12 protein-coding genes are annotated in these 12,698 nt (G+C 62.2%); 2 read left to right on the top strand and 10 right to left on the bottom strand.

Going from position 1 to position 12,698, the window contains the following annotated elements:
* Positions 1–6 precede the first annotated feature (6 nt).
* The 8 genes from FJ977_RS26320 to FJ977_RS26285 all read right to left on the bottom strand — a co-directional run bounded on the left by FJ977_RS26320 (position 7) and on the right by FJ977_RS26285 (position 8,209).
* Complete coding sequence (locus FJ977_RS26320) at positions 7–789, bottom strand: aldolase/citrate lyase family protein (protein WP_140775071.1); 783 nt, start codon at positions 787–789, stop codon at positions 7–9.
* A gap of 17 nt (positions 790–806) precedes the next feature.
* Positions 807–2,501, bottom strand: a complete 1,695-nt coding sequence (locus FJ977_RS26315; protein ID WP_140775070.1) for a GMC family oxidoreductase N-terminal domain-containing protein — start codon at positions 2,499–2,501, stop codon at positions 807–809.
* A gap of 14 nt (positions 2,502–2,515) precedes the next feature.
* Positions 2,516–3,994, bottom strand: coding sequence for an aldehyde dehydrogenase family protein (locus tag FJ977_RS26310; RefSeq protein WP_140775069.1), 1,479 nt, complete (start codon positions 3,992–3,994; stop codon positions 2,516–2,518).
* Between the two features lie 85 nt (positions 3,995–4,079).
* Complete coding sequence (locus FJ977_RS26305) at positions 4,080–4,937, bottom strand: amino acid ABC transporter ATP-binding protein (RefSeq protein WP_140775068.1); 858 nt, start codon at positions 4,935–4,937, stop codon at positions 4,080–4,082.
* Entirely contained in the window at positions 4,934–5,587 is a 654-nt protein-coding gene (locus FJ977_RS26300; protein ID WP_140775067.1) for an amino acid ABC transporter permease, read from the bottom strand. The genes FJ977_RS26305 and FJ977_RS26300 overlap by 4 nt, the downstream gene beginning before the upstream one ends.
* Positions 5,588–5,661: 74 nt before the next feature.
* Complete coding sequence (locus FJ977_RS26295; RefSeq protein WP_140775066.1) at positions 5,662–6,504, bottom strand: transporter substrate-binding domain-containing protein; 843 nt, start codon at positions 6,502–6,504, stop codon at positions 5,662–5,664.
* A 28-nt stretch (positions 6,505–6,532) separates the two neighbouring features.
* Entirely contained in the window at positions 6,533–7,525 is a 993-nt protein-coding gene (locus FJ977_RS26290) for a proline racemase family protein (protein ID WP_140775065.1), read from the bottom strand.
* Between the two features lie 3 nt (positions 7,526–7,528).
* Positions 7,529–8,209, bottom strand: a complete 681-nt coding sequence (locus tag FJ977_RS26285) for a GntR family transcriptional regulator (RefSeq protein WP_064987884.1) — start codon at positions 8,207–8,209, stop codon at positions 7,529–7,531.
* 112 nt (positions 8,210–8,321) lie between these two features.
* Here FJ977_RS26285 and FJ977_RS26280 point away from each other — a divergent pair, with 112 nt between their 5' ends.
* Entirely contained in the window at positions 8,322–9,752 is a 1,431-nt protein-coding gene (locus FJ977_RS26280; protein ID WP_140775064.1) for an NAD-dependent succinate-semialdehyde dehydrogenase, read from the top strand.
* Positions 9,753–9,864: 112 nt separating this feature from the next.
* Here FJ977_RS26280 and FJ977_RS26275 read toward each other — a convergent pair whose 3' ends face one another.
* Entirely contained in the window at positions 9,865–10,338 is a 474-nt protein-coding gene (locus FJ977_RS26275; RefSeq protein ID WP_140775063.1) for a RidA family protein, read from the bottom strand.
* Positions 10,335–11,117 carry an aldolase/citrate lyase family protein gene (locus FJ977_RS26270; protein WP_140775062.1) on the bottom strand — a complete coding sequence of 261 codons (783 nt, stop codon included), beginning with the start codon at positions 11,115–11,117 and terminating at the stop codon, positions 10,335–10,337. The genes FJ977_RS26275 and FJ977_RS26270 overlap by 4 nt, the downstream gene beginning before the upstream one ends.
* Positions 11,118–11,535: 418 nt before the next feature.
* Between FJ977_RS26270 and FJ977_RS26265 the strand changes: the two genes are divergently transcribed.
* Entirely contained in the window at positions 11,536–12,675 is a 1,140-nt protein-coding gene (locus tag FJ977_RS26265) for an amino acid deaminase (RefSeq protein ID WP_210243870.1), read from the top strand.
* Positions 12,676–12,698: the final 23 nt, after the last annotated feature.

The following is a 12,698-nucleotide window of genomic DNA, read 5'->3' as shown; positions in this document are numbered from 1 at the left end:
TGCCGATCAGGGCGCGATCGCGCTCGGCGTGCCGGCGCGGAAGGCCGGCAGCGACCGCGCCACCATCTGCTGCAGCATGCGGAAGTCGGAGAGATAGGCCATGAAGCGATAACCCATCTTGCGCATGTCGACGCCATAGGCGACCGAGCCGCAATGGATGCCCGGAATGACGCCGGCTTCCTTGCACTTGGCGGCGATGTATTCGATCGCCTCGTAAACCGGGGGATAGCGCGGATCGAAACCGGGCGCCTCGCCCATCGTCACGGCAAGGTCCGACGGGCCAACGAAGATGGCGTCGAGGTTCGGCGTCTTCAGAATGTCTTCCAGGTTCTTCACGGCCTGGTCGCTCTCGATCATCGCCATGGTGATGATGGTGTCGTTGGCGTGCTGGAAATAGTCCGCCCCTGCATAGAGCGAGGCGCGCAACGGGCCCACGCTGCGGCCGCCCTTGGGGAAATAGCGGCAGGCCTTGACGAAGGCATCCGCTTCCTCGGCGGTGTTGACCATCGGGCAGATCACGCCATAGGCGCCGGCATCGAGCACCTTGCCGATGATCGCCGGATCATTCCACGGCACGCGCACCATCGGCGTCGTATCCGTCGTCGAGATCGCCTGCAGCATCGGCACGGCGTCGACATAGTCGGTCGCGCCATGCTGGAGATCGACGGTCAGCGCGTCCCAGCCTTGCTGGGCCATCAATTCCGCCGAGATCGACGACGGGATGCCGAGCCAGCCCGTCACCACTTCGCCGCCCGCGGCCCAGATATCCTTCACCTTGTTCTTGCGCATGGAATTCAAGTCCTTTGCTATTGTCGGGAATTCAAAATCAGGTCCGCCGCCTTTTCAGCGATGGCGATCGTCGTGATGTTGGTGTTGGCGGCGATGATCGTCGGCATGATCGAGGCATCGACGACGCGCAGGCCCTGCACGCCGCGCACGCGGCATTCGGCGTCGAGCACCGCCAGCGGGTCGCTGTCCGCGCCCATCTTGCAGGTGCCCGAGACATGCCAGCCCGACCAGACGGATTGCTTGACCCAGTCGGCGATCAGATCTTCATTGCCGAGCATCGCCTGGATACGGTCGGTGGTGCCGAACTTGCGCTTGAGCAGGGTCTCTCGGAAGAACGGCGCATAGTCGAAGAGGTAGGCCGCCATCGCGGTCTTGACCCAGTTCGACGGCTTGCGGACGCTGAGCGCACGCGCCTCGTCGCTGTAGCCGGCCAGGAACCAGGTGTTGACGTGCTGCTGGACGTCGGGCGACTGCATGATCTTGCAGATGCGCTTGAAGCCGTCGACAAGGCGCATCAGGTCGCGGCCGTCGGAGGCCATGTTCAGATCGACGATCGGTTCATCGGTCTGGATCGAGGATTTCAACGTCACGGTACCGCGCGAATAGGATTTGTTGACGCAGACATTGAGCGCGCCCATCGCCTTGCCGAGTGGATGCCAGCCGGCGCGGTTGACGGGCATCAGCAGCATGTCGCCGGGGTGACAGTTGGCATGGTTCGAAGAATATCTGACGCCCAGAAATATGTGGCGCCGCTGACCGGGCTTGAGCCGCGCGGATTTCTTGAAATGCGCGCCGACGGCCAGATGCGGATGATCGGTCAGGTTCTCGCCGACACCGGGGCGGTCGGTGATCACGTCGATGCCCAGCCGCTTAAGCTGCGCCGCCGGACCGATGCCAGCGCGCAGCAGGATGGCCGGCGAATGCAGGGCGCCAGCTGAAACGATCGTCTCGTTGGCGCTATGGATCTTCGTGCGGCCGGCGATCGTGACCTCGACACCGGTGATGCGCGTCCCCTTGGTCACCAGTCTCTCGACAAAGGCATTGGCGAAGATGTGCAGGTTCTTGCGGGCACGCGCCTCGGCGTCGAGATAGCCGATCGCGGTCGAGACGCGGCGGTCGTTCTCGTTCGACAAAGGCAGCGGGAACGAGCCGTCCTCGAAACTACCATTGTAGTCCGGCCGGTAGGGGTATTCGCTTTCCGTCACTTTGAGGACGGATCTGGTGAATCCGGCCCAGTCCTGCGGAAAGACGCGGCGGATCGGAATCCGCCCGGTCTTGTTGTGAAGCTCGCCATCGAAATCGAGATCGCGTTCGAGCTTCTTGAGGTAGGGCAGCATGCTGTCCCATCCCCAGCCGGGCAGGCCGAGACCTTCCCATTCATCATAGTCGTGCGGCATGCCGCGCACCGCGAACTGGCCGTTGATGCTGGAGCCGCCGCCCATCACCTTGGCCTGTTCGAGTTTGGCCGTCTTGACCACTTGCGCATTCTGCTTGGGCGAGCGGTTGAAGACGCGCAGTTCGGTCCAATGGTATTTCGGGTCGAAATAGGACAGGCCGGGATAGCTGTCGGCGATCACCTCCGGAACGTCATCCGGCGGGGTGTCGGGCCCGGCTTCGAAAAGCGCGACTTGCTTCGTGCCGTTCTCCGAGAGACGGCTGGCGAGCACGGCACCCGCCGAGCCGCCGCCGACAATGATGTAATCGAATTGCATGTGCTTGCGCTCGCTCAGCCGTAATTGGCCCAGATGGCTTTCTGGCGCAGGAACGCCTCGATGCCGGCACGACCCATGTCCTTGCCGAAGCCGGAGCCCTTGTAGCCGCCGGCCGGATAGGTGAACTCCGGGCCGCGCCCGTGCTGGTTGATCCAGACCATGCCGGCCTCGATCGAATCGGCCGCCTTGAGCGCTTTCTTCAGGTCGGTGGTGTGGACGCTGGCGGCGAGCCCGTAGACCGGATGCGCAGCCAGGGCGAAGCCTTCCTCAAGATCGGCAAAGGTGCGCACCGTCAGCACCGGCCCGAAGAATTCGTCCTTGAAGCCGATATTGTCGTCGGCGACATTTTCGAGGATCGTCGGCGCGAAAAAACTGCCTTCGTTGCGTCCTTCCAGCACCGTGCCGCCAGTGACGACCGAGGCGCCTTCGCTGATGCTGGTGCGCACCATCGTATCGATGCGCTCGAGCTGCTTGCGGCTGATGATCGGCGCGAAGGTGGTCGTCTCGTCCCAGGTCGGTCCCGCCTTGATCGCCTTGGTCCGGGCAATGACGCGTTCGAGAAGTTGATCCGCGATCTTGTCCTCGACGATCAGCCGCGAACCGGCCGTGCAGACCTGGCCCGCATTGTCCATGAACGCCGCCGCGACGCGGCCGGCCACCACATCGATGTCGCCGGCATCGGCCAGCACCAGCTGCGGGCTTTTGCCGCCGAGTTCGAGCGTGACGGGCTTGATGCCGGACTGGGCCGCGAGCGTCATGATCGCGGCACCGGTCTGCGTCGAGCCGGTGAAGGAGATTTTCAGGATGTCGGGATGGCGCACGATCGCCGCACCGGTCGTATGACCATAGCCGTTGACGACATTGAACAGGCCGGCGGGAATGCCGGCCCTGGCGGCAAGCTCCGCCAACGCCAGAAGGCTGTACGGCGTCAGTTCCGACGTCTTCATTACAACCGCATTGCCGGCGGCCAGCGCCGGGGCGAATTTCCAGGCCGCGGTGATCATCGGGAAGTTCCACGGAACGATCGCGCCGACAATGCCGTAGGGCTCATGCTTGACGATGCTCAGCGCATTCGCCTCGGTCGCGGTGACCGTGCCTTCGATCTTGTCGCAGAACTCGGCGTAGTAGCGCACGACGCCGGCGGTACGTACCGCGTCGCGGACGATCGTCATCGAGATCAGCCGGCTCGATCCCATCGCTTCCAGCTGTCCGAGATAGGTCGCGTTCTCTTCGATCAGCGCTGCAAAACGCATGAGCATGGCGGCACGGTCACGTGGCGCGATCTTCGCCCAGCGGCTTTGCGCCAGCGCCTTCTTCGCGGCATCGACGGCTTGCTGTACCGCCGCCTCGCCGCCATCGGTGATCAACCCCATGGGTTGGAGATCGGAAGGGCGAAGAACCTCGATCTCCACGCCAGGCAGTTCAATGGACTGCCCGCCGATGTGATGGCCCCTGGGAATGGCGATTGTGGCCGGATCGAAACTCAGTGTCATTGGTGTCTTCCTTTTGCGGCCAGCTCGAAAGGGGGGCGCATTCGACGATGTCCGCTTGGCTGTTTTCGCGTGAAGCGGCGTGCCTTCAGCACGCCTTCTCGGCTTCACGCGCCTCGAGGAACGGGCGAAGCAGGTCCGCCGATTCATGGAAGCGTCCGACAAATGTCTTCAGACGCGGATGTTCGGGATGGAGCAGCACCTTGGCGGGTGGCCCCTGCTCCGCCACCAGCCCCTGATCGAGGAATACGACCCGATCGGCGACCTCGAAGGCGAAGCCCAGCTCATGGGTGACGATCACCATGGTCATGCCGCTCCTGGCCAGCTCGACCATCGCCTTCATGACCTCGCCGACCAGTTCGGGATCGAGCGCCGAGGTCGGCTCGTCGAACAGCATCACCTTCGGCTGCATGGCCATGGCCCTCGCGATCGCGACGCGCTGCTGCTGGCCGCCGGAAAGCTGGCGCGGATATTTTTCGACGTGCTGCGACAGCCCCATGAGATCGAGCAGTTGCAGCGCCTTCTGGCGCGCCTGCTCCTTCGGCTCCTTCTTGACGATGACCGGGCCTTCCATGACGTTTTCGAGCGCCGTCATGTGCGGGAAGAGATTGAACTGCTGGAAGACCATGCCGGTCTTGGAGCGGATGCGGTTGACTTCCTGCGCTGGTATCTGGGCACCCTTACCGTCGGCCTGCCTGTCGAACAGCGTCTCGTCATCGATGACGATGCCGCCGCTGCTCGGCACGTTGAGCAGGTTGATGCAGCGCAGCAGCGAGGTCTTTCCCGACCCGCTGGCGCCAATCAGCACGACCACCTCGCCTTCGACGACCGAGAGATCGATGCCGTTCAGCACACGCTTGTCGCCGAATTTGAGGCAGATGCCGTCCAGCCGCAGGACAGGCTTGTCGCCTTTGTCGATCACGGCGCTTGGTTCGCTGATGCTCATTTGAGGCTCCCGCTCTTTTCGAGCTTCCGGGACAGCAGTGTCAGCGGCACCAGGATGATCAGGAAGATGACGCCGACGGCGGTGTAAACTTCCATCGGCCGATAGGTGAAGCTCGAGATGTAGCTCGCCTGATAGAGAAGGTCGGGAACCGTGATCATCGACAGCAGCGTGGTGTTCTTCATCTGGATGATCGACTGGCCGGCCAGCGGCGGGATCATCTTGCGGAAGGCCTGCGGCAGGATGATGCGGCGCATGCGCTGGCCGTAGGACATGCCGATGGCGGTCGCCGCATCCGTCTGGCCGGGATCGACCGACTGGACGCCGGCTCGCAGGATTTCGGCGTAGAAGGAGCCGACGTAGCAGCTCAGCCCGATGAAGCCGGCCCAGAATTTCGTGACATTGATGCCGGCGAAAATCGGGAAGGCGTAATAGACCCACAGAAGCGTGACGAGCAGCGGAATGTTGCGGAAAAACTCGACATAGATCTGGCCGAGAATGACCAGCGGCTTGAACGTGCTGAGCTGGATAAGCCCGATGAACAGGCCGATCAGCATGCCGGCACCGATGGTGATGACGGTGAAGTACAGCGTCATCAGCAGGCCCTGCCAGAGCAGCCCGATATTGTTGGTTATGACTGTATAGTCGAACATGGCGTCCTCACTGGTTCGATGCACGTCCAGTGGTGGCCTGACCGCCGCACCAGGCGGCGGTCAGGCTGTTGCGATCAGAAGGAGAACCCTGCCGGAAGGATCGACAGGTCGATGCCGCGGGCTTCCCACGAGCGGGCAAGCTTGCCCTGGGCGAGGCCGAGCGAACGCTCCTGCAGGATCCAGTTGGTCAGGAAGTTGATGTAACCGGCATTGCCCGGCTTGCGGGCGACGGCCAGCGTCGCCGGATTGCGCAGGATCGGCTCGGGCAGCGAAACATTGCCGATCTTCTGGTTGGTGATCTGCAGCGCATCGAAGATGGAAAGCACGACGCCATCGGCGCGGCCGGCCTGCAGTTCCATCAACGCCAGGCCACGATCTTCCACCGGCGTGATCTTGGCCTTCGGCAGCAGGGCTTCGGCGACGACCTGCATGGTGCTGCCCTTCTGGACAACGACGGTCTTGTCGGGCGTGTTGAGCTCGGCCCAGGTCTTGACCGGCTTGCCGGGAGGCGTCAGCACGGCCCAGGCGTCGGTGAACAGGGGCTCCCACAGATAGTCGACGACGAGACCGCGCTTCGGGTTCGGATTGACGCCGATGGCGATGTCGATCTTGTTGGACTGGAAGTCGGCGGCCAGATTGCCCCAGGTGGTCTCGACAGGCTCGAGCTTGACGCCGAGCTGGGTCGCGATCTCGCCCAGGAATTCGTAGTAGAAGCCGCTCCATTGGCCGGTAGCCGGATCCTTGATGTAGCCCGGCTCCTCGCCGGTCATCACAGGAACCTTGAGCACGCCGCTGGCGCGGATCTGGTCGATGACGGCGGACGGATTGTCGTCGGCGGAAGCAGCGATCGGCGCGGTGAGCAGGCCAAGACCGATGGTCAAAGCGGCCATGAACGTACGCATTACTGTGAGTTTCATGTCATTCCCCTTTCTGAGTTATTTGTGGTTAGCGGGCTAGAAATCCCTTCGAGAGGGGGTCGCCCTTCTCGAAGTAGATTGTCTGGGTCGAGGTGATGAAGGCCGAGCCCTCGATCTCGATGATCATCGCCTCGCGGCCTTGCTCCTCGACGCGCCTTTGCAGGCGCGCCTCGAACGGAATGCCGAAGATATTCTTGGCGTGATAGGTCTGGTCGGGGTCGATCAGCCCCTTCCCGAGCAGGTAGGTCAGGCGCGCAGAGGTGCCGGTACCGCACGGCGAGCGGTCGAACTTGTTGGTTTCCAGGACAAGAAAATGCGTCGCCGAATGCGCGCTGTCGGCATCGTGGAAAAGCACGCTCGGCGCGGCAGCACCTGCCAGCAGAGGCAGGTCCTTCGTCGCCGCCTTGATCGCGTCCTTGATCCTGGCGCCGGCCTGCATCAGGGCCGACGCATTGTCCGGGATCAGCTTGAAGCCGAGCGGCGCGGCGTCGACCAACGCATACCACATGCCGGCATAGACGATCGCGGCATCAACCTTGCCGATGCCTTCGACGGAAACGCTCAAGCGCTCCAGCCCGACATAGCTCGGGACATTGGCTATGCGCACCCGGTCCAGCGAGCCGTCTTCGCTCCAGATCAAATGAACAGTCACGATGCCCGCCGGCGTTTCCAGCGTGAAGCTGTCGCCCGTTTCGACAGAGATCTGGCCTGTGAAGGCCAGCGTCCTGGCAAGGCCGATCGTGCCGTGACCGCACATATCGAGATAGACATAGGACGAGATGAAGAACGCGCCATAGTCGGCGACATCGGAGGCGACCGGCACCAGACCGACCATGGCGGCATGGCCGCGCGGCTCATGCAGCAGCGCCGGGCGAAGATGGTCGAAGCGCCGGCGGAAATGGTCCCGCTTCTCCCGCACGCTCGAACCGTAGAGTTTCGGAACGCCACTCAGGATGACGCGCGTGGGGTGGCCGGCGGTATGGGAATCGATGACGCTGAACGCTGACGAGAAGCTGGACACGGACTAGCCCTCTCCGAAGGCGTCGCGAATGCCGGCCCGCATGCTCTGCCAGATTTCCCGGATGAGGTTTTCGGTCATGGCCTTGGCGCTTTCGCCATCACCGGCGGTGATTGCATCATAGATGCGGGCCGTGTCGTCCAGCGACAGCTGGATGATCTTCGGATCCTGCTCGTAGGCGTGATAACGGTAACGCAAGGCCTGCTTTTCCAGCCCGCCAAGCAGGCGTGTCAGCGTCTTGTTGCCGGCCAGCGTGTAGGTCAGGAAAGAGCCGCGCACGTCAACGATGAAGAACTGCCGCGCATCGTTCCTGGCCTGGGCCTGCTTCAGCTCCGACAAAAGGTTCTTGAATTCGGCCTTCTTTTCGATGTCGGCGGATTCTGCCGCCTGCTTGGCGACCAGCCCTTCGAGTTCGATGCGGCAGGTATAGACCTCGTCGAAATCGCGCTGCGACATCGGTGAAACCCAGATGCCGCGCCTGGCCTCGCGCATCACCAGGCCGTCGCGCTCGAGCAGCCTGAGCGCCTCGCGCACCGGCGACCGGCTGACGCCGTAGCGCGCGGCGACCATTTCCTCGGTCAACCGCTCCCGCGATTTGAGGCGGCCGAAGATGATCTCTTCCTCGAGCATCTCGGCGAGATTCTCCGGGATGGCGACCGACAATTTCTGGATGCGCGCTAAAATCATGTCGACACCATACTGTATACAATGTACAGGTCAAGCCATCGCGGAAATTTTCTTGTGACGTGCAATCCGCCGGCGGCTTTCCGCGCCCCGCCGGGCTGAAAGGGCCAGGAACATGTATCCAGAGACGATCGAGCTGCTGATTGACGGCGTGTGGCGCCAGGGGTCGGACGGCAAGTCCGAACCATTGATCAATCCTGCCACCGAGGAGGTGTTGGCCACCGTGCCGCATGCCACGGAGGCCGATCTCGACCGTGCTCTCGCCGCATCGCTCAAAGGCTTCAAGCTTTGGAAGACGATGGCCGCGATGCAGCGCTGGGCGATCATGGACAAGGCCGCCGACCTGATCGAGCAGCGCAAGGAGACCATCGCCCGTATCCTGACGATGGAAAACGGCAAGGCGCTGGCGGAGGCCACCGGCGAGGTGCAGTTCGCGGCGGACGCGACCCGCTGGTATGCGGAAGAAGGCAAGCGCGCCTATGGCCGCATCGTCCCTGCCCGGCTGCCCGGCGTGCGGCAGATGGTGTTCAAGGAGCCGGTCGGGCCTGTCGTCGCCTTCGCTGCCTGGAACTTTCCGGCCAGCAATGTCATCCGCAAGATTTCAGGTGCGCTCGGCGCCGGCTGTTCGATCATCCTGAAGCCGGCGGAGGAAACGCCCGGAACCGCCGTCGCCATCGCCCGCTGCTTCCAGGACGCCGGATTGCCGGCGGGTGTGCTGAACATCGTGTTCGGCGAGCCGGCCAAGGTCTCGTCCTATCTCATCGCCTCGCCGATCCCGAAGAAGGTCTCGCTGACCGGATCGACGGCCGTTGGCAAGCTGTTGCAGAAGCAGGCGGCGGATACGCTGAAGCGCTGCACCATGGAACTGGGCGGCCACGCCCCGGTCATCGTTTATGAGGACGCCGATCTCGACAGGACGCTCGATACGCTCGTCGCCTTCAAGTTCCGCAATGCCGGCCAGGTATGCACCTCGCCGACCCGCTTTTACGTGCATGAGGCTGTCTATGGCCGCTTCATCGAAGGCTTCGCCTCGCGCGCCGAAAAGCTCAAGATCGGCGACGGCCTCGATGCAAACGTGCAGATGGGCCCGATGATCGCGCCGCGACGGCTGGACGCCATGGACGGCTTCGTCAGCGATGCGACAGCGAAGGGGGCGAGCGTCGTCACCGGCGGCAAGCGGATCGGCAACAAGGGTTATTTCTACGCTCCGACCTTGCTGAAGGACGTACCGGATACGGCGCGCATCATGTCCGAAGAGCCGTTCGGGCCGATCGCGCCGACCACCACCTTCTCAACCTTCGACGACATGATCGAACGGGCAAATTCGCTGCCTTACGGCCTGGCCTCCTTCGTCTTCACCCGCAATCTCAGCCTTGCGCAGAAGACCGAGGCAGCGCTGGAGGCCGGCATGGTCGGCGTCAACCACATGATGGTGTCGACGCCGGAAACGCCGTTCGGCGGCGTCAACGAATCCGGCTACGGCTCGGAGAGCGGCATTGAAGGCCTCGACGCCTATCTGCGGACGAAGTTCGTGACGGAGATGTAGAGCGCGCAATCGATGCGTGCAGAGATGATTGTCGAGCGTGGGGATCAAGGCGGGGCATGGCTTCCGTTTTGCGATCACCTGCCGAACGCGATGCCGAGCCACCAGACGATTTTCAATCGACCGCGAGAGCAACGATCATCTCGATTTCCACTGTGATCTGGTTGGGCAGTGAACCTGCTCCGATGGCCGATCGGGCATGCATGCCTTGTTCTCCAAACAGGGAAACGAGCAGATCCGAACAGCCATTGATGACAGCGGGATGGTCGGTAAAATCTGCAGCCGCGTTGACAAATCCGAGGACCTTGACGATCTCCGCGACCCGGTCGATCGAGCCGGCCGCCGCCTCTGCGACGGCCAGCAGATTGAGCGTGGTCAGTTGAGCGTGCTGGTACGCCTCGCTTACGCTGACGTCGAGGCCAACCTTGCCCGTATACCTCACGCCTTCATGGCTCACAGGACCTTGCCCGGATAGGAAAAGCAGATGTCCATACTGCTTGTAAGGCAGAAAGTTGGCGACCGGCCTTCTTTGCGGCGGCAACGTCAGACCTAGCTTTCTCAACCTCTCCGATGGCGCCTCGAACGTCATCGGGCGGCCTCGCCGGCAGCGGTCTGGATTTGCCGGACCGTTTCCTGGGCGATCTTGCCAAGGAGGGTGGCGTCGCTGGTGATAGTGATGACGCGGAATCCCAGCCCTATCATACGCGCGGCATAGGCAGGGGCGGCGTTGTGGAGACCCGCGATCAGACCGCGCCTGCCGGTCCCCTCTATGATCCGCGCGTAGATATCCAGGATTTCCGGTTCTTCCCGATCCAGCGTGGGAGACATTCCGAAGGACAGACCCAGGTCGCTGGGGCCGACATAGACACCGCTGATCCCAGGTACATCCAGAATCGCTTCGAGATTGTCGACCGCTTGCCGTGTCTCGATCATGGGCAGAACAAGCAGCTCGTCATTGGCGAACCCTTGATAGAGATTGCCTGGTTCGCCATAGCCGCCAGCGCGGACTGGACCGTTCGAACGATTGCCTTTTGGAGGATAAAGACAGGCCGCGACCAAGGCTCTGGCTTCCTGCGCGGTGTTGACCATCGGGCAGATGACACCCCACGCCCCGGCATCAAGAACCTTGCCGATGATTCCAGGCTCATTCCAAGGCACGCGAACCATGGGCGTCACGGGATATGGGCCCATAGCCTGAAAACATTGAACCATGCTGAGATAGTCCTGGACACCGTGCTGCAAGTCGACGGTCACGCTGTGCCAACCTGATCGAGCCATGACTTCCGCGGAAAAACCGGAAGGGATCGCAAGCCAGCCGTTCAGGCAGGCCTTGCCGGCCGCGAGCCGGGCTTTGAGGGCGTTCTTCAAGAGAATTCTCCATCAGGGTTCAGTGCGCGTGGCGCCTGTCACTGCTAGCCCAAGATTGGCATTTTTGAAATATCAAAAATAGGAAATTTTCCCGCTTGTCGCCCGTGCCCGAGTTCAGCAGAAGGCGAGCAACCTAACATCAACGTGCTCTCGGAGCGCCATTTTGGTCGCATCGGACAAATTTCAATGGGAGACCCTACTTGCCGAAGCAGGCTGAAGAATGTATCAATCATATATCAAAATAGGTCTTTAGTGGATGCCATCGCTTCTCAACTCCATGGATCTCCCCTTGTCCTCCCTGGACAAGGGCGTCCCGCCAATGAGCGGACCGACGCCAATCAAGGATGTAGCGGCAAAACACTGGAATCTGTTGCGGGAAGACCTGCCACTTCCCGTTGCGGTCCTCAGGGATCAGGCCGTGCGGGACAACAGCGCATGGATGAAATCCTTCCTGGCCGATGCCGGCGCGATCCTGTCGCCGCACGGCAAGACCACGATGTGCCCTGCCCTGTTCGACCTCCAGCTTGCCGACGGAGCCTGGGCGATTACCGTCTCGACGCTGCATCAGATCCAGATCGCCCGAAGCTTCGGCGTCAAGCGCATCTTCCTGGCCAACCAGCTTATTGGACGGCAGGCGATCGACTATGTGATGAGCGAACTGGCCGCGGATTCAAGTTTTGAATTCCTGTTTCTCGCGGACTCGCAGGACAACATCCGCACGATTGCCGACGCCGCCCGCAAGGCAGGATCGAAGCGCCAACTGCACGTGCTGGTCGAACTCGGCTATGCCGGAGGGCGTACCGGATGCCGCGGCCTCGACGAGGCCGTGGAGCTCGCTCGTTGTATCGAGCGCACCGAAGGGGTGCTTGCTCTTCGCGGCATAGAAGGCTTCGAAGGTCTCCTCAAGGGCGCTGACAACAGGGCGACGCTGAAGCTTGTCGAAAATTTTGTCGGACAGATGGTTTCGCTGGCCCGCCTTTGCGATGCCGAAAACCTCTTTGCCGCCGAACCAATAATCCTGAGCGCCGGAGGCTCCGCCTTCTACGACGTGGTGGTCGAAGGACTTGGCGCCGCGGCGTTGTCGCGGCCAAGCATGGTTCTGGTGCGATCCGGCTGCTACATAACGCACGATTCCGTCCTTTACGCCAAAGCCGTCGATGCGCTCAGGGAACGCAATCCCGGGCTTGCCAGCTCTCGCGGTGGGCTCACGCCGGCTCTCGAAGTCTGGGCTTATGTGCAATCCCGGCCGGAGGAAGAAAAGCTGATTGCCGGACTCGGCAAACGCGACGTTTCCTACGACGACCAGCCGGTGGCGCTGACATGGTTCCGGCCTGGAGGCGGCATGGAAAGCCCGCAGAGACTATCGCCGGATCATACCGTCACACGCCTGAACGATCAGCACTGTCACATGACCATCCCGGCGGGCTCGCCGCTCAGAGTCGGCGACATGATCGGCTTCGGCATCTCGCATCCTTGCCTGACCTTCGACAAATGGCGCGTCATGCATGTCGTTGACGAGAGCTACCAGGTGGTCAGTTCCGTCCGCACCTATTTCTAGCAGGTTTATCGTCCAGGTCGCAG

The organism is Mesorhizobium sp. B2-1-3A, assembly GCF_006442655.1.
In the GTDB taxonomy this organism is placed as follows: domain Bacteria; phylum Pseudomonadota; class Alphaproteobacteria; order Rhizobiales; family Rhizobiaceae; genus Mesorhizobium.
The sequence above is the reverse complement of the archived record's forward strand: the minus strand, read 5'-3'. Positions and strand labels throughout refer to the sequence as shown.

Bases quoted from the DNA above. Each gene is read 5' to 3' on its own strand.
- FJ977_RS26320 (WP_140775071.1), bottom strand. From the start codon at position 789: ATGCGCAAGAACAAGGTGAAGGATATCTGGGCCGCGGGCGGCGAAGTG.
- FJ977_RS26315 (WP_140775070.1), bottom strand. From the start codon at position 2,501: ATGCAATTCGATTACATCATTGTCGGCGGCGGCTCGGCGGGTGCCGTG.
- FJ977_RS26310 (WP_140775069.1), bottom strand. From the start codon at position 3,994: ATGACACTGAGTTTCGATCCGGCCACAATCGCCATTCCCAGGGGCCAT.
- FJ977_RS26305 (WP_140775068.1), bottom strand. From the start codon at position 4,937: ATGAGCATCAGCGAACCAAGCGCCGTGATCGACAAAGGCGACAAGCCT.
- FJ977_RS26300 (WP_140775067.1), bottom strand. From the start codon at position 5,587: ATGTTCGACTATACAGTCATAACCAACAATATCGGGCTGCTCTGGCAG.
- FJ977_RS26295 (WP_140775066.1), bottom strand. From the start codon at position 6,504: ATGAAACTCACAGTAATGCGTACGTTCATGGCCGCTTTGACCATCGGT.
- FJ977_RS26285 (WP_064987884.1), bottom strand. From the start codon at position 8,209: ATGATTTTAGCGCGCATCCAGAAATTGTCGGTCGCCATCCCGGAGAAT.
- FJ977_RS26280 (WP_140775064.1), top strand. From the start codon at position 8,322: ATGTATCCAGAGACGATCGAGCTGCTGATTGACGGCGTGTGGCGCCAG.
- FJ977_RS26275 (WP_140775063.1), bottom strand. From the start codon at position 10,338: ATGACGTTCGAGGCGCCATCGGAGAGGTTGAGAAAGCTAGGTCTGACG.